The following is a 17,492-nucleotide window of genomic DNA, read 5'->3' on the forward strand; positions in this document are numbered from 1 at the left end:
CAAGGTCAAAGGGGAAAAGAGGGAGAAGCTGATGATATTTTTTGGGATCATGACAGCCAACGCTGTTCTGATCGCTAAAAGAAGGGAGGCCAAAGAAAGTCCACCGAAGCAAAAAGCAGCCTAAAAAGCATCCAAAAAGCAACTTATTGGGATAGGTGTGCCCATACGGAAAATCCGAGTCATTTTCATACAAAAACTAATCCTAAATTGTACTTTTTCAATCCGAAATTGACTCGTGGATCAAGGGTCAAATACATAAAAAAAGAAAGTAGAGCTTAGTTTAAACCCTACTTTCTAATTCCTGACGAATTTTCCAAGAAGCCCTAATCTCTCAAAGAAAACCTAGAGGTGAAATTATAGCAGGATAGTCTTATTTGACTATCCTGCGGGGGATATCTAAAGGAAGCCGGGTCAATAGCTCATAATTGACTTGCTGGGTAGACTCACCAAATGAGGCCACGGTAATTTCGTTTTTCTTTTGCTTACCTATCAGAACTACTTCATCACCTCTCTTGAGACCCTTTAGGTCAGTGATATCTACAGCGATGCTATTCATCGTCACTGTCCCCACTACTGACACCATCTTGCCATCTATGAGCACTTTTCCCTGATTACTCAGCACACGACTATAGCCATGAGAGTAGCCAATCGGAACTAAAGCAATCTCCATATCCCTTGGCGCCATGTAGCTGGATCCGTAACCTATAAACTCCCCCATCTTTACTTTCTTGAAACTCATGATGCTGCTTTTCCATGAAATCAATCTCTTTAGTGGGTTTTTGTCACTTTCTGGAAGACTCTTGAACTTGTACATGTAGGTCTCCATCGTAGGCCAAAAACCATAAGACGCTATACCAATCCTGACCATATCCATTATGGTCTCTGGATAGCTAAAAGTTGCCGCAGAACATGCAGTATGATATTTGTCGAAGCTCATTCCTTGCTCTAAAAACCATGTCTTGAATTGATCATACTTTTTGATCTGAGCACGTACCCTCACATAGTTGCTTACACTCTCGGCACCAGCATAGTGAGTACATAGACCACACCTTGAAATAAGATCCTCATTTTTCTTTAAAATAGACAAAAGCTTCTCCCTATCACTCCATTCAAACCCTGTGCGATGAAACCCTGTCTCTATCTCAATATGTACACGCGCTTTTGTGTTAAGTTTTTTGGCAACTTGAATGGCTGCATTTAGTCTTTCAAATTCAAACACGAAAAAACTGATCCCTTTTTGAATAATTTCTTCCAAGTCCTCATCATGCAACATCCCCAGGATCATGATGTCCGACTTTTGTTTTCTGTTTTCATACACCCTCAATGCCTCATCGGCAGAGAAAGTACTAAAATGTCTAATACCAGACTCCTCTGCTATCGGTACGATGTTCTCAATCCCATGCCCGTAAGCATTCCCCTTGACTACGGCCGAGATAATCACATGATCCCCCGTCTCTTTTTTGATGAATGCTATATTTTTTTTATATGCTGACTTACTGATTTCGATGTATGAAGTATGGTTCATGAGGTATAATTGGTAATTGAAAATAAAATATGGTGATTGAATGCATTAATCTTGGTGGATCTGTTTGACAATACCTTCAAACATACTCACTCCTGTAGGAATAAGATCATCATTGAAATCATAATTGTTCTCATGCAACTGAGGATGTGACTTGCCTGAACCTAAGCCAAAAAGTAGGGTTTTGGTATGGGCTGAGAACATTCCAAAATCTTCCGACCATCTAAAAGGGATTCGAATATGCTTGGCTTTAAGTTTCAAATCTTTTGCTGCCTGATTGGCATACTCCCATGCATCAGGATCATTGATCGTCGCTGCAAAATCCTCTGTATACTCAAATGTAATCGATAAGCCATACTCCTTGGCAATCTGCTGTGAAAGCTTTTCTGCATAATTGATCAGAAGCAATTGGGTATCATTATCAAAAGACCTTAGGGTTGCCATCACCACTGCCTCACCTGGTGTAGTACCAAAAGCTACTTCTCCTAGCTTTGCATGAATCACAGTGATCAAGCTGAACTTTTTCATGGCATCTGGTAGCTTTTGAAGGGCTACGATCATCTTGGACATGGCTTCTGCAGGGCTATTACCATCTTCTGGGTGCGCTGCATGGCTGTTTTTGCCTTTTAGCTTGATAATCATCCCTGTAGATGCCGCAGTGAATGAACCTTTCTTGATTACGACCTGATTCTTATCATAGCCGGGCAGGTTGTGCAATGCAAAAGCAAAGTCAGGTTTGATCTTTGAGAATTTTGTATCCTCCACTACGCTTGCAGCTCCTTCTCCAGTTTCTTCGGCGGGTTGAAAAAGAAGGATAACTCGCCCCCTATGCAGTGATGCATTGCTTATAGAAAGACCAAGTCCAGCTATTATCGCCATGTGACCATCGTGCCCACACAGGTGCGCAATTCCCTCATGCACAGATTTGTGTTTGATGTCGTTATTTTCATGTATTGGTAGAGCGTCTAGTTCACAGCGAAAGAGGGACGTCGGCCCACCCTCTTTACCTTCAAAAACAAAAGCAATTCCATAGCCACCAATATTTTTTATCGTTTGAGAAGGGTTTAGCGGTTTGAAAAATTCAGCTATTCTTTTAGCTGTTTCTTTCTCTTGACCAGAAAGTTCGGGGTGCTGGTGTAAAATGTGCCTGAGTTCTTTGATTTGCTTGAGCTTCTTTGCATCCATGCCTATATAAAGTTAATTAATGAGTTAAAAAACGAAGATTTTTATTAAAGTAGTCAAAAATTATGCAGAGCTATGTGTTTGATCAATATTTTTGATTAAAAAAATTATTTTTCTGACCTTCAATGGGCTACATATTATAAAGAACTTTTTATATTAGAAGGTGTTTTAGCATCTAAACCTAAAAATCATGACTACAGAACAACAAGCAACTTTAGAGCAAAAAATTGAAGAATTGAAAGCAAGTTTGACTGGAGATATGTTTCAAGACATGGACACCAGAGATCAGATTCACAACTTAGAAATGCAACTCAAAGGTGTAAAACCTATGGATAGTCACTTTGACTGTGTCGGTTGTGGCAGCTGAGAAGAGTATTTACAGATCAAAACAATAGCAGCATGGCAGGTAGCATAAATGACGCTTCTGTAAGCATTCTGATCTGATAAATAGGTTTACTCTTCACGAAAAATAGCCAAATATGGAACATCAGTATCAACAATAAGATACTGGTATAAATATGAAAATAAGACCGGAAGGAAATAAGTAATCCTATAGCGAAGAGAAATCCAACAACTGAGACTCCAGTAATCAATCCTTTCAAACTGACATTATCTAACCACTGGGTGATAGCTACGAATCCGTCCTTTTGATCTGATTTCCTATCTGCATAGGAAAGCATAAGCAAATTAATATAAGCCACTAGGAAATAGAGGCCTGCTATATAGTAGGCCTCCTGTGGTAGATAAGTTTTATAGGTTACGATAGGTGCGAGACTTATCCCTACTACATAGCCTATAGCTATGATGAATTCTTTAAGAAAACTTAGTTTTTTGATACAAAACTGTGAAATCAGCAAGAAAAAAGTAATAGACACAGCTACCAACACTCCAGGAAAAATTAAAACGTGAAGCGAATCGCAAAAGATCAAAAGGCTTATGATACTTAAGAATGCCAAAAATATCATTCCCCATAAGGTCTTAGAATACTTCAAGTGGAAAGCATGTCGTGCTGTGCTAGGGTTATTCTTGGCATTCTTGGCATCTACCAAATGATCCAAGGTGTAGATCAACCATACGACCAAAGCTAAAAGAAAGTAAGTCTCGTAGTTCAAGGGAGTCCTCAAAAGGTGAGCAAACAGGTACATGCCTGCTATTGAGCCACAGACTACATCTATAGAAAGTAAATTGAAATATCGGTATAAAATAACCAGCTGCTTCAAAATCACTAATCAAGAAGTGCTTCTATATCATCCTGACTTAGGCTTTTCATAAAGCTTTCCTCTGTACTGATCAACTCTCCAGCCAAGGCTTTCTTACGCTCTTGCAGCGCCATGATTTTTTCTTCTACAGAATTCCTAGTGATAAACTTGTAGATAATCACCTTGTTCTCTTGACCAATCCTGTGGGCCCTATCGATAGCTTGGGCCTCCACGGCTGGATTCCACCATGGATCTAGTAAGAAAACATACTCAGCTTTGGTCAAATTAAGTCCGACTCCACCAGCCTTCAGGGAAATCAGGAAGATTTTCACATCATCATTTTCCTGAAAAGATTTGACTTGTGCTTGCCTGTCCTTTGTAGTTCCATCAAGGTAAGCATATGGGATTTTTTCTTCATCCAAAAACTCCTTCACAATGCCCAAATGTCTCACAAATTGGCTAAATACAAGCACTTTGTGCCCTTCACTTGCAGTTTCTCGAAGCATATGAATCACATCCTCCAGCTTGCCTGAATCGCCTTCGTAAGTTCTATCAATTAACTTTGGGTGATTGGCAACCTGTCTCAATTGCGTGAGGCCTCTAAGTAAGGTGAACTGCTGATTTTTCGTACCAGGCGCTGTAAGTTCATTTACGATCTTTTCTCTATAGTAGCTTTTGATTTCTTCATATGCCTTCTCTTGCTCGGAACTCATAGATGAATACTTGACATGAATCACTTTCTCAGGCAAGTCAGTAGCCACTTGGGTTTTGAGTCTTCTAAGAATGAATGGCTTGATCATGGCATGTAGCTTCACTGCTTTATCTACATCATTTTTCTTTTCGATAGGTAGCAAAAACTGCTTCTTGAACATGCTTTGATTTCCCAATAAACCCGTATTAATAAAATTCATCTGAGACCAAAGATCCATCGTGCCATTCTCAACAGGCGTACCAGTCAATATCAACTTGAACCTACAATTGAGCTCTGCAACTGATTTGGCGATGATGCTGCTGGGGTTTTTTATGGCTTGAGACTCATCCAAGATCACATAGTTGAAGTAGAAAGATTTGAATACTTCCATGTCCAACCTTGTGATGCCATAAGAAGTCAAGATCAAATCATAATCTGCGAACTTGGTGTGATCTTTGACACGCTGTGAACCTGTGTAGACAAGGACTTTCAGGCTAGGTGTAAACTTTTGTGCTTCCAACTCCCAGTTGTAAATCAATGAAGTAGGCATGATCAGTAGGGTGGTTGTGCCTGGGTTGACTTCTTTTTGATAAGCCAATAATGCAAGTGTTTGCACTGTCTTCCCCAATCCCATATCATCAGCTAGACATCCTCCAAACTGATATTCATTGAGGAATCTCAGCCAGTTGTAACCAGCCTTTTGGTATGGTCTAAGCGTGCCTTGAAAAGCCTCTGGCAACTCATAATCTTCGATTTGAGAGAAATCTCGGAGCTTTTCAAGTTTTCTACTCAAAGTGAGTTGTACCAGGTTATTGGACTGTAACTCCTGAGCCAAAGCAATATGGTGCTTTTTAAGCTTCAATGCACCAGCATCTAATGTAGGATCATCTTCTAAAAAGGCAAAAATCTCCGTATAATTCACAAACCAAGAATCTGGAATTACTGCAATTTCTTTGTTTGGTAGTTCAAACTCCGTTTTACCTTGGAGAAGTAACTTCCTGATTTTTGCAAAAGGAATCTTATAAGGACCAAATTCAATGACGGCATTGACATCAAACCAGTCAATGTTTTCCTTGACGTCCACAGAGATTTTGGCATGACCGAAAAAATATTTTTTACCCTTAGCATCTGTGGCTTGCTGAATTTGGAATCCTTGAGCGATCAGATCATCCTTATAAGTGTTCAACCAGCCAAAAGCCTTTGATTTTTCAAGGGCAAACCTGGATGCTCTGACGGGAAGTCCTAGATTTTTGAGGTAATCACCGTAGCTCTTTTCCTTTATGCCATCACGAATCACTTTGTGAAATGTATATTCATCGCCATTCTGCTCTAGCTTGACATTTGTCTTGGCACCATCCTCTGCTCGGAATGCATATTCACCATATTGGAACTTTAGATCAAAGACAATCTTATCTTCTTCAGATTCCGCTTGACTATTTCCAAATAAGTCGACCTTTGGTGAGCCAGGTAGATCGCTTAAGTTAAGTACGGCTTCTGGCTGATTACGTTCCACTTTGATTTCAAAGCCTTTGGCATATACATCGAAAGAAGCCACCAATTGGGTAACAAACTTCTCGTAATACTGTTGCTCAACTTTTCTAGGGATGACGATGAATCTTTTATTTAAGAATGGACTCAATTTTTTCCCATCTACTCCCTTAGCAAAATGGTACAAAGCCCCATCGGCAACAAGCCATGCGGGTTCATTACAAATGAGATAAGCATTTTTATATTGCCAATCGAGCTTTTCCCCACGATACTTGATTGTAGGAAAGTAGTGTGTATTGTCTTCATTTCTCCTAAAATGAAAAAGTACTGAGGCAGGTTCTGGCATGATACAGATTTCCTTCCAAATGGGATTACCATCATTTGCCATTTCAAAAAGCCTCTTTCCTTTAAGTTTTTCCAAAATCTTAGATCTCAAGCCTTCCAGCTTAAGTTCAAGCATTTCTTGCGCGGCTTTGTTACCAGTTTTAGGATCATAAATTTTGCGAAGGTATTCCTTTGCTTTTAGTTTCTTGGTATTCAGTTTTTTGGTAACAGCATCTTGTTGCATTTCGTCCATCATTTTGATGAGCTGATAGTCAGTATCATCCAATCCAGCTGCAAATTCTTTGGCATTTACTGAAGATATGTTTTGGTGTGCTAGGGACAATCTTCCTTTTTCGTCCAATTGAATTACAAAGGATTCGAATAATAAGCCTAAATACTCATGGCTGAACAGAGAATATATGATCTCAAATGGTTGCTCTGCTGAAACTTTCATAGCTGTGGGTCAATGCGAAGAGAGAAAACTTCGGAATTTTGGGTGTATTGAAAATCAAACCAGTTCGAAAAATACTGAATAAAATTCATTTTGAAAAGTAAAGGAAGCTATCAATTATGATTAAAATCTTCTTAAGACCGTGTAAAAAAAACCAATAAGCGATAGGATATCAAGGTATTAACTTCTTGGAAATCCATCAACAAGTAATATCTTTTATCTTTCAAAAGCGTTGAAATCATTTACATTTTTGTAGAAAGGTGAATTTGTTCTATTTTAGCCACTAGGTTCTTGCAATAAGGTATGATTTAGGTAAAAACTTCACAATCTTTGCAAGATAAGTCCATCGGCAACGTTGCTAGTAAAATAAGTGTAAGACAAAAATTAAAAATTTGAAATTCCATGCATCAGGAAAAAATCAAGCAGGTCATAGATGAAGTAAAGAAAATAGTAGTTGGTCAAGACAGAATGGTCAACAGGTTGATGATCGGCTTATTTACCAATGGTCACATATTGTTGGAGGGAGTTCCAGGTTTGGCGAAAACGCTGACAGTAAACACCTTGGCCAAAGTGTTGCACTTGGACTTCAAGCGTATCCAGTTTACCCCAGATCTATTGCCATCTGACCTGATAGGTACCATGATATACAATCAGCAAGAGGCTAACTTTGAAGTAAAAAAAGGGCCAATATTCTCAAACATCATCCTAGCCGATGAGGTCAACAGGTCTCCTGCGAAGGTTCAATCGGCACTTTTGGAGGCGATGCAGGAAAAGCAGGTAACTATAGGTGAGACTACTTATCAGCTAGACAGGCCATTTTTAGTACTAGCAACCCAAAACCCCGTAGATCAAGAGGGTACTTACCCCCTACCTGAAGCCCAAGTGGATAGGTTTATGATGAAAGTCCACATAGACTACCCTTCCAAAAGTGATGAGCTCGAAGTAATGAGACGAATGGCCAACATGGCTTTCGCTTCAGAAGTCTTGGCGATTCTATCCAAAGAAGACATTTTTGCGATTAGAGCAAAGATCAATGAGGTAAAAATTGCCGAGCCTTTGGAAAATTATATCATTGAATTGGTATTTGCGACAAGATTCCCAGATCAATATGGACTGAAGGAAGAGGCTAAATACATTCAGTTTGGTGTATCACCAAGAGCAAGTATCAACTTAAACTTAGCCGCTCGAGCTGTTGCGTTCATGGACGGGAGAGACTACGTGCTTCCAGAAGACATTAAGGAGATCGCCGAGGATGTCTTGAACCACCGTATTATCTTGAATTATGAAGCAGAAGCTGACAACATCAATACGAGGGATTTGATTCGCATCATTTTGGATAAAATCCCAATTAACAAAAGCGTAACATTCAAATAATTGAAATTCCCTGAATTTTCAATTTCCACATAAAATTCTTAATAATCCGCCATTGCAATATGAAAAAATTGTGATGGCGGATTTGTTTTTGATACATACTAATTAATGTATTGATAATTTTTAGTACCCAATCAATTCATATTGTGTAGTGACCTTTGTAGCGTTCGTTAAAACGCCTGCACATATGAAAAAACAATTACTCATCATTTTGATCACCTTGATCTCAATTGGCCATGCTGTAGCCCAATCAGGATCTATCAGAGGTGTTGTAAAAGATTCAGCCACTGGCGAGACCATCATCGGAGCCAACGTCCGAATAGAAAATACAAGTATAGGTGTAGCTACTGGTCTTGATGGGGATTTTGAGCTTCCAAGAGTCGAGCCTGGCACATATACCTTAATAGTATCTTTTATATCATACAAGACACTGAGGTTTGAAGATGTACAAGTTATAAGTGAAAAAGCTACGGTCTTTGATGTAAGTCTGGAAGAGGACTTCGGTGATCTAGGAGAGGTAGTCGTAGTAGCTACTAGAGAAACAGGGTCCAGTGTCGCTGTAGTCTCTGAAATCCGAAAGTCCTTACAAGTAGTAAGTGGTATTTCATCTGATCAAATTCGACTTTCACAAGACGGCAATGCTGCACAGGTTATGAAAAGAGTGGCAGGTGTCAGTATTGTAGATAATAAATTCGTCAGAGTGCGTGGTATTGATGATAGATACAATGTCGTGATGATCAACAATGCTTTGGCACCTAGTACACAGATAGACAAAAGAACATTTTCCTTTGACCTTATTCCAAGTGAAAGCTTGGACAGAATGCTAATCTATAAGTCACCTTCACCAGAAGTACCAGGAGATTTTGCTGGAGGTATGGTGAAAGTATTCACCAAAAACACTCCAGATGAAGAGTTTATCACTTTTGGAATGGGTGCTGGATATAGACAAAATACCACTTTGATGGGCTATAAGCAAACCAGAGGCTCAAGAACTGACTGGTTGGGTTTTGATACTTCAAGAGATCTTCCAGCTAATTTTCCTACTACAGATCAATTATTCAATGCTAGTGGAGCATCTCCACTGAGAGCAGAAGCTGGTCAAATGCTTGATAACAATTATGGAGTAGAGACAAGTACAGCACTTCCAGATTTTAGTTTTGGATTTGGCTTTGGAAAAAATTGGAGAGTGCTTGGTGGAAAAAGGCTATCCACCGTAACAAGCCTAAGCTATGGTCAGTCCTTTCAATACTTTCAAGCTGAAAGAAACAGGTACTTCTTCCCAGTACCAGGTCAGCCTACAGAAAAGCGTGATGAATATTTCGATGATTTTTTCAATAAAACCAATGAAGTTGGCTTAATGTCCAACTGGATGTTGAGGTTAAATCCAGATAATAAAATTGAATTTAGAAACCTTTTCAATCAGACAGGTTTGAATGAAACGGTATTGAGAGAAGGAAGGGATTTTGTTCAAAGAACAGAGGGAGCGAGAGACTATGCATTCAGGTATGAATCAAAACTGATCTACACAGGGCAAATAGAAGGTACGCACCTTTTCAATCAAGAGAAATCAAAGCTAAACTGGGTGCTTGGCGGAAACTACATGTACCACGAGGAACCGGACTTTAGGAGGTTAAGATCCTATTATAGCCAAGAAGGATCTGAAGGTCAGTATGTGATCATTGATCCTCCAGCATCAAGTCCGCAAGACTTAGGTAGGTACTATGGCTATCTTAAGGATTTCGGAATTAGTCAAGGATTGAATTATGAAAGGAAGTTCCAAGGTGCAGAAAAAGATAGACCTAGGATATTGAGAGCTGGTTACTTAGTTGATTATAAAGCAAGAAACTTTGATGCCCGATACATCACAACTTACTACCCAGGATTTCACGATCCATTGATCAAAGAAGACCTGATCCGGCTACCAATTGATCAAGCATTTGCTCCAGAAAACTACAGAAATGGTGACGGCTGGTTGATCCAAGAGGGTACAAGACGTACAGATAATTATGATGCTTCTACATTTATATCTGCGGGATATATTGGTGGAGTATATCCTGTAAGAGAATTTAACTTCTCAGGTGGTCTAAGAACAGAATACAGCATTCAGCAATTAGATTCTCAAAACGATCTCGGTCCTGTAGGAGTAAATAACACAGAACTTGCACTACTTCCCTCTTTGAACATTGATTACAATTTCAATAAGAAATCTCTAATCAGAGCAGGTTATGGAAAAACCCTCAATAGACCTGAGTTCAGAGAGTTTGCACCATTCCTTTACTACAGCTTTGAATACTTGGCAGGCTTCTTTGGAAACCCAAACCTTCAAATGGCAAGGGTGGACAATGTGGACTTAAGGTATGAATTCTACCCAAATGAAGGTGAGACTTTCAGTATAGGTGCTTTCTACAAGTTTTTCGATAAACCTATAGAAACAGTACAGCAAAACGTTACCGAGCAATTACAATTCACTTATGCAAATGCAGTAGATGCTACAGTATATGGTCTGGAAATAGAAGCTAGAAAAGCTCTATCTACAGTCACTTCCACGCCATTTATCAAAGACTTATCCTTCAATGTAAATGCCTCATTGATCTGGTCTGAAGTCTTCCTGGGAAGTAATGTGTCCTTTCAGGACAGCAGAAGAGCGCTTCAAGGTCAGTCTCCTTACATGGTCAATGCTGCCATGTATTACATCAATGATGTGTCAGACTTTCAAGCAAGTGTTGCCTACAATGTGACAGGCCCGAGAATATTCGTAGCGGGTAATGCCAATAACCCAGAAATCTATGAGTTGCCAAGACACACCATTGACTTAACAATCTCAAAGACTTTTAGAGACAGAACCACTTTCAAGTTTGGTGTTCAGGACTTGTTAAACTTCCAGTATAGGTTCTATCAAGATTCAAATTTTGATAGAAAAATTGACACATCCATAGATGACCCAATGTACCTATGGAGAAGAGGGACTCTATTCAGCGGATCACTTACTTACAGAATCAAATAAAAAACTAATCTTTATCTAATTTAACACTTACAATGAAAAAGAACCTAAAATTCGCTGTAATCGCAGCATTGATGGCATTCTCATTTGCATGTTCTGATGACACAGAACCAGTAGTAACTCCAGGAGGAGATGATGACTTAGTATCATTGTCTGGAAACCTTTCTACTCAGACTTTGACAGCTGACAAGCAATACTTGCTTCAAGGACAAGTTTTTGTAAGAGATGGACAAGTGCTTACTATCGAGCCAGGTACAGTAATCTTCGGTGAAAAAAGATCAAAAGGAACCCTTATCGTAGATAGAGGTGGGAAAATAATTGCTAGAGGTACAAAAGAGAATCCTATCATCATGACTTCTGCACAAGAAGAAGGTGAAAGAGATCGCTCTGACTGGGGTGGATTGGTAATCGCTGGTAGAGCTAAAACCAACCAAGTAGATCCAGCTGTAGAAGGTATTGATCCAGTACTCATCTTCGGTGGTGACAATGACAGCGATAGCTCAGGTGAGTATGAATACATCAGGGTAGAGTACGCTGGTATCGAATTGACTCCTAACAATGAAACAAACTCAATCACCATGGCTGGTGTAGGTAAAGGTACTTTCATGGAGCATTTGATGGTATCATTCGGTGGTGATGATGGATTCGAATGGTTCGGTGGAAACGTGGATGGTAGATATTTTATCTCTCATTCTACTTGGGATGATGACTTGGATGTAGATTATGGATATTCAGGAAACGTTCAGTGGGCTTTGGTAGTAAGAAATCCTTTCTATGCTGACCAATCTCAATCAAATGCTTTTGAGTGTGACAATGGTCCTAATGACAACGACGTTCAGCCTTATACTACTGGTACATTCTCAAACGTAACTGTATATGGTCCTAGAGACAGAGTTGGAAGATCTATCTCTGGAAACAACTACCACGCAATCGACTTGAGAAGAAGAACTGCAGTTTCTATTTTCAACTCTGTATTCACTGGTTTCCCTACTGGTGTAAGATTCAACACGCAATCAGTAACTGAACAATACCAAGCTGGTAGAGGTGTATTGGCAAACAATATCATCATCAATCCAAATGCTAACTACGCTGCTGGTGGCGGTGCTAATGCGGCTGATGTTCAGACAATATGGGAAGCAAAAAACACTACTGTAGCACTACCTGCGGCTGATGGTCCTTGGGAAGACTTCTACAGAGGATATGGTCTAAGACCAGAAAACTTCTTTGCTAGACACACAATCAGCTCATACCCAAGCAATCCAAATTTCACTTTGCTTGCTGATGGAACATTGGCAGCTGGAGCTAGCTTTGAAGATGCAAAATTCAATGAAGAAGGTAGGTCTTCATACTTCGACAAAAATGTACCTTATGTTGGTGCATTCGGATCTACTGACTGGACTGACGGATGGGCAGAATTTGCTCCATTGAATGTCGTATACAAAAAATAATCTAACAACCAATTGAACCTTAGACTTGTCTTTTGTCTCGTGCAAGAGGCAAGTCTTTTTCATAAAATGCAAGGAAATATGAAGATTCAACTGTATGTTTTGATGATGACCTTATGCTTGTTGACATCATGTAATACACAAGGAAAATACAATGCTGATAAGCAGCTTGGTGAGAAAGAGCAACAGCAAATCATGCTATCAGTAATCAGGTACATGGGACATTTACCTAAAAAAGGAACCCATGAAAACAAGTTTGAAAGGCAGTTTGATGAATACTATTCAAAGCTAGCCCTTGACTATACCGTGGAAGCCTACCACAAAGGAAGTGACTTTGAGTATTTTATGGCAAGTAGAATTGCCCCTTCTCTTAAAGTCAAAAAGGTAGCCATAGGTGTCAAAATGATCAGAAATTCAAATGGGGAAATTGAGTTTTATGAAGAAGTCTTTAGAACTTGGAAATTTGAAGAAGATGAAATGCTTGAAAAAGGCATGATGCTTTTTGACTTGATGGTAAAAGGTGAAGACCTGAGCCCTTACTATCCTCAAAACTCTGGAAAGGAAGAATACATTGAATTCCCTGACCAAAAAGTATCTTATGATATTGAGCAAAGAAGATGGGTAAGTTCAGCAGAGACTATTCAATAAAATATTGATTTTGATCCATTAAAAAAATTGAAGCTGGCAATCCACCTTCAATTTTTTTTGCTATTTTTCGAATGTGTACAAATACATTTCATACATATTGATTTTTTACCTGTTTGTTCAGATAACTGGTTCTATTCATACGGAGCATGAATGCGACCATGGTCCAGAACATACAGAGCAGCATGAATCTGATCATGCAGAGAATCAATGTTGCCCCCCCTTTTCTGTTTGCAAAGTATGCTCTCTGTTTGTCTTTGAAATGACATGGCGATTTGAGCCCACGGTATTTATAACTGCTCATAAATCTAATTCTATCTTGATAGAGCCAAGCTACCCCCCTTCAATCATACAGATCTGGCAGCCTCCCAAGCTCGCCTAATTTTTCTTTTCCCAAAAGGAATATTTTAGTCTCCTCCAGTCTTGACTTTGGTCAATTGATCTATTCTGGGGGCTATCAAAATTTAGTTTTTATTCAAATTACAATTTTCTAAGATGAAAAAATTAGTATCACTTGGCCTATTTTGGCTAAGCTTAACTTGCTGTCTGATGGCACAAGATCTTCAAGTACTTGTCAAAGATGAACACGAAGGCACTCCGCTATTAGGAGTTTCTATGCTAATACAAGAAAATAAGCAAGGTGCTGTTTCTGATGAAAATGGACTGATTACTTTTTCTAATCCACCAGTAGGAAAGCTTACGCTAAGGTTCCAACTGGTGGGTTATGAAAGAAAACAAATCTCCATAAACTGGCCCGAAGATGCCTCAGCAATACCGCTGGAGATACTTCTCCACGAGGAGCATGGCGAGCTAGAGACTGTCACTGTATCCTCCACCAGAAGTTCCCGAACCATAACAGATATTCCTACTAGGATTGAGTTTGTCGCAGGAGAAGAGTTAGATGAAAAGGTAAACATGAAACCTGGTGACATCAGAGTCCTCTTGAGTGAAAGCACGGGGATTCAGGTTCAGGTGACTTCACCTACTTCAGCCAATGCCGGTATCAGAATCCAAGGATTGGATGGTCGATATACCCAAATCTTAAAGGATGGATTCCCACTTTATTCCGGAGCGGCAAGTGGACTGGGTCTTTTACAAATCCCACCTTTGGACTTGCAGCAAGTGGAGTTGATCAAAGGATCGGCCTCTACACTCTATGGTGGAGGTGCCATAGCAGGATTGGTGAATTTGATTTCAAAAAGACCTGATGAAGACGGTGAATTGAGTTTTGTATTCAATGGCACCAACGCCGGTGGTTTTGATGCCTCGGGGTTTTATGGAAAGCGAAATGAAAAAATCGGTACCACAATCTTTACTGCTTACAATACCAATGCACCATTTGATCCTGCAGGGATAGGACTAAGTGCCATTCCAAAGTTTGACAGATTCACCTTCAACCCAAAGTTGTTTCTATATCCTTCTTCCAAAACTGATATAGAGCTTGGACTCAATGCAAGTATAGAAGATAGGGTCGGTGGTAACATGAGCTACTTGAGAGGAAATAGAGACAATTCCCAGGCTTTTTTCGAAAGCAATCAAAGTGAACGAATCAGTAGCCAATTTGTACTCAATCACAAGCTAGATGAAAATAGAAAGCTGCAAGTGAGAAATAGCTACAATTATTTTGACAGAAGACTAGCAACACCAGGCTATGATTTCAATGCCGTGCAGCAATCCACCTTTACTGAAGTGAATTATCAGCTAGACAAAAAGAGTACGGAATGGGTTTTGGGAGGAAATGTATGGACTGAAGCTTTCAAAGAAGAACAAACAAGCAGTTTTCCGGTAAGAGACTACAGCTTGAATACTTTTGGAGCTTTTGTGCAGAACAACACCAATTTGAGCCAAAAGTGGGTACTAGAATCTGGGCTGAGGGCTGATCACGTCCAGAACTATGGCTGGGCATTTTTGCCAAGGCTTGCTTTGATGTACAAGGCAAATATAAATTTCAGCTCCAGGTTTGGAGGAGGGTTGGGCTACAAGGCTCCTACGATTTTCACCGAAGAGAGCGAAAGGCTACAGTACCAGAATATCCAGCCAATCGATGCTGATTTCAATACTTTGGAGAAAAGTTATGGACTCAATTGGGATTTGAATTACAAGGCTTCCTTGTTCAATGATCAACTGTTTTTCAGTATCAACCATTTGTTTTTCTACACTTATTTGAACAATCCCTTATTCTTGGAACCCGCTGGTGGGACAGCTTTCCGATTTGTAAACATAGACGGTTACAGTGACACCAAAGGCACGGAGACCAATGTGAAGTGGGAGTATGGAGACTTCAAGTGGTTTATGGGCTACACTTACACCCATGCCCGCATCAATACCAACGGGATCATGAGAGACAATCCGCTCACACCAAGACACAGGGTAAATTCGGTGCTATTCTATGAAGTGCATGATAAGTGGAAAATCGGCTGGGAATCCTATTATTTCAGCGAGCAGCAACTCAGTGATGGGTCTGTAGGGCAGTCTTATTGGATCATGGGTTTTATGGCGGAGAAGATATGGGAGAAATTCTCTGTGTTTATCAATTTCGAAAATTTCCTAGACGCACGACAAACCCGTTTTGACACCATTTTCACAGGAAGCATCGACAATCCGAGTTTCAGAGAAATCTATGCACCATTGGATGGCTTTGTGATCAATGGGGGAGTGAAATTGAGATTGATATAGTTCAATTAGGCGTGTTTTTCCGAAGAATTTAACTTTTCCAAAGTTTAGAACTTTGGAAAAGTTTTATTTTAGATTAGACGTAAGACTGTCCTCAACCAAAATCTAAAAATTTTCAAAATCATATCTTTGAAGTTTTTCTTTTACTATTTCGCTGTATTTCTGGGAAAGCCCCCAGTTTTTCTGTTTTTCGATAATAAAATTTAAAGTTTTACTGGACTCAACTTTATTTAGTCTCAATGCCGAATCTATCATAGCTTCGACTTTCGCTGAATCTGACCCTATTTCAGCATAAGAAACCGAAAGTTGGATATATTCATGATAACCTAAAATATCCGTAGCTTCAATTTTACGAATCTTTTTCTTTTCCCTTTCAGAGATCCAATCAGGTACTTCAACAAGATTTTTTTCTGATTTATCTTTTTCTATTTGGCAATAACTTTTTGACATTATAGAAAAAGCAACCATGAGTAAACTTAAATATTTTAACTTTTTCATAATCAAAAATTTAAAAACGTAAACGTTAGTCAGTTTATGAAATCTAATTCCTCTAAACAAATATTTAACTACAAAACATTTTAAACAACTGAATTTCAGCACCAATAAAGTAATGTAAAATCAGAATTTCAAAATAACTCCAGCTTAGCATTACATTTACATTAGTATTCTATTCAATGCAAAGCACACTCAAAAAGCTAGAAAACCAATATTGGGCATGGTTTTTATTTAAGTATTATTAAATCGCCGATTGAAGATGTAATTCATTTTTAGCAGTTGCTAGTAATATGGGTAGGTCAATAAATTTCCTTTGGAATAACGAGGTCTACAAACTACATTAGAATCGGTTTTTGTCTATTTAAAATTCACTTTGAATTATGAAAAAAATATTACTTTACTGCATTATTATATTGGCGGTATCCTCCTGTGTCAATGTAAACCTAAGTGGTAACAAATTAACTGATCAAACAAAGGATTTTGAATCCTTCCTATTCCTTTTTAGCGATGCCGATGGCAGTTTCGGAGAGTGGAATGAAGAAAACTTTAACCGCATTCTCAAAACAAATTTCAATGGCCAAGATCAAGAAAGTAAGCGGGAGACTTTTGCTTTTTACTTGAGAAAACAACTAAAAGACAAGAAAATTTATAGTGCAAATCAAGTGTTTGCAGAGAAAAAATCAGTGGATTATGCTGACTTTATGGCTACGATAGAGCACATCAACTTTGATGGCATACTTTTGATCCAAGATAAAGGTGCCATTCCAGCGAGTGATGTAAAAGGGGATGTAAAAGAATCCAAATCTTATACTGGGTATAATATTTTCCTTATAGACAAAACAAACTACAGGCATGTATGGTCGGGTGATGCTCAAGCAGAAGCTAGCGAAATGCAAGAAATCCCTAGAATCTACGATGAAATCGTCAAAGAACTGGTTTTTAGGCTTACAGAGAATGGGTTTGTGAAATGATCACCTAGAATTTTCAAGATATTCTAAATTACCA

General features: G+C 39.1%; 12 protein-coding genes. 7 read left to right on the plus strand and 5 right to left on the minus strand.

Going from position 1 to position 17,492, the window contains the following annotated elements:
• Positions 1-370 precede the first annotated feature (370 nt).
• Positions 371-1,525: an alanine racemase gene (alr, locus tag MM239_RS16045; RefSeq protein ID WP_241349272.1), complete on the minus strand. Its 1,155-nt coding sequence runs from the start codon at positions 1,523-1,525 to the stop codon at positions 371-373.
• A 45-nt stretch (positions 1,526-1,570) separates the two neighbouring features.
• On the minus strand, positions 1,571-2,707 hold the full coding sequence (locus tag MM239_RS16050; RefSeq protein WP_241349273.1) for an amidohydrolase: 1,137 nt from the start codon (positions 2,705-2,707) through the stop codon (positions 1,571-1,573).
• A 187-nt stretch (positions 2,708-2,894) separates the two neighbouring features.
• Between MM239_RS16050 and MM239_RS16055 the strand changes: the two genes are divergently transcribed.
• Positions 2,895-3,071 carry a hypothetical protein gene (locus MM239_RS16055; RefSeq protein ID WP_241349274.1) on the plus strand — a complete coding sequence of 59 codons (177 nt, stop codon included), beginning with the start codon at positions 2,895-2,897 and terminating at the stop codon, positions 3,069-3,071.
• Between the two features lie 16 nt (positions 3,072-3,087).
• Here the strand turns inward: MM239_RS16055 and MM239_RS16060 are convergent, their stop codons facing one another.
• Both MM239_RS16060 and MM239_RS16065 read right to left on the minus strand, forming a co-directional pair.
• Positions 3,088-3,924, minus strand: a complete 837-nt coding sequence (locus tag MM239_RS16060; protein WP_241349275.1) for a hypothetical protein — start codon at positions 3,922-3,924, stop codon at positions 3,088-3,090.
• 5 nt (positions 3,925-3,929) lie between these two features.
• The gene (locus MM239_RS16065) at positions 3,930-6,860 is read right to left on the minus strand and encodes a DEAD/DEAH box helicase (protein ID WP_241349276.1); all 2,931 of its coding nucleotides are present in this window, start codon (positions 6,858-6,860) and stop codon (positions 3,930-3,932) included.
• A gap of 399 nt (positions 6,861-7,259) precedes the next feature.
• On the opposite strand from MM239_RS16065, the gene MM239_RS16070 reads away from it, so the two are divergent.
• The 5 genes from MM239_RS16070 to MM239_RS16090 all read left to right on the plus strand — a co-directional run bounded on the left by MM239_RS16070 (position 7,260) and on the right by MM239_RS16090 (position 15,995).
• Positions 7,260-8,231: an AAA family ATPase gene (locus tag MM239_RS16070; protein WP_241349277.1), complete on the plus strand. Its 972-nt coding sequence runs from the start codon at positions 7,260-7,262 to the stop codon at positions 8,229-8,231.
• Positions 8,232-8,415: 184 nt separating this feature from the next.
• On the plus strand, positions 8,416-11,232 hold the full coding sequence (locus MM239_RS16075; protein WP_241349278.1) for a TonB-dependent receptor: 2,817 nt from the start codon (positions 8,416-8,418) through the stop codon (positions 11,230-11,232).
• Positions 11,233-11,264: 32 nt separating this feature from the next.
• On the plus strand, positions 11,265-12,677 hold the full coding sequence (locus tag MM239_RS16080) for a hypothetical protein (protein ID WP_241349279.1): 1,413 nt from the start codon (positions 11,265-11,267) through the stop codon (positions 12,675-12,677).
• A gap of 78 nt (positions 12,678-12,755) precedes the next feature.
• On the plus strand, positions 12,756-13,322 hold the full coding sequence (locus MM239_RS16085; RefSeq protein ID WP_241349280.1) for a hypothetical protein: 567 nt from the start codon (positions 12,756-12,758) through the stop codon (positions 13,320-13,322).
• A gap of 492 nt (positions 13,323-13,814) precedes the next feature.
• Positions 13,815-15,995 (plus strand): TonB-dependent receptor, encoded by a 2,181-nt coding sequence (locus MM239_RS16090; RefSeq protein ID WP_241349281.1) that lies wholly within the window; start codon positions 13,815-13,817, stop codon positions 15,993-15,995.
• A gap of 102 nt (positions 15,996-16,097) precedes the next feature.
• On the opposite strand, the gene MM239_RS16095 is transcribed toward MM239_RS16090, so the two are convergent.
• Positions 16,098-16,490 (minus strand): hypothetical protein, encoded by a 393-nt coding sequence (locus MM239_RS16095; protein WP_241349282.1) that lies wholly within the window; start codon positions 16,488-16,490, stop codon positions 16,098-16,100.
• A 377-nt stretch (positions 16,491-16,867) separates the two neighbouring features.
• On the opposite strand from MM239_RS16095, the gene MM239_RS16100 reads away from it, so the two are divergent.
• Positions 16,868-17,458 (plus strand): hypothetical protein, encoded by a 591-nt coding sequence (locus MM239_RS16100; RefSeq protein WP_241349283.1) that lies wholly within the window; start codon positions 16,868-16,870, stop codon positions 17,456-17,458.
• The last annotated feature ends 34 nt before the right edge of the window (positions 17,459-17,492 follow it).

The organism is Belliella filtrata, from assembly GCF_022549775.1.
GTDB lineage: Bacteria > Bacteroidota > Bacteroidia > Cytophagales > Cyclobacteriaceae > Belliella > Belliella filtrata.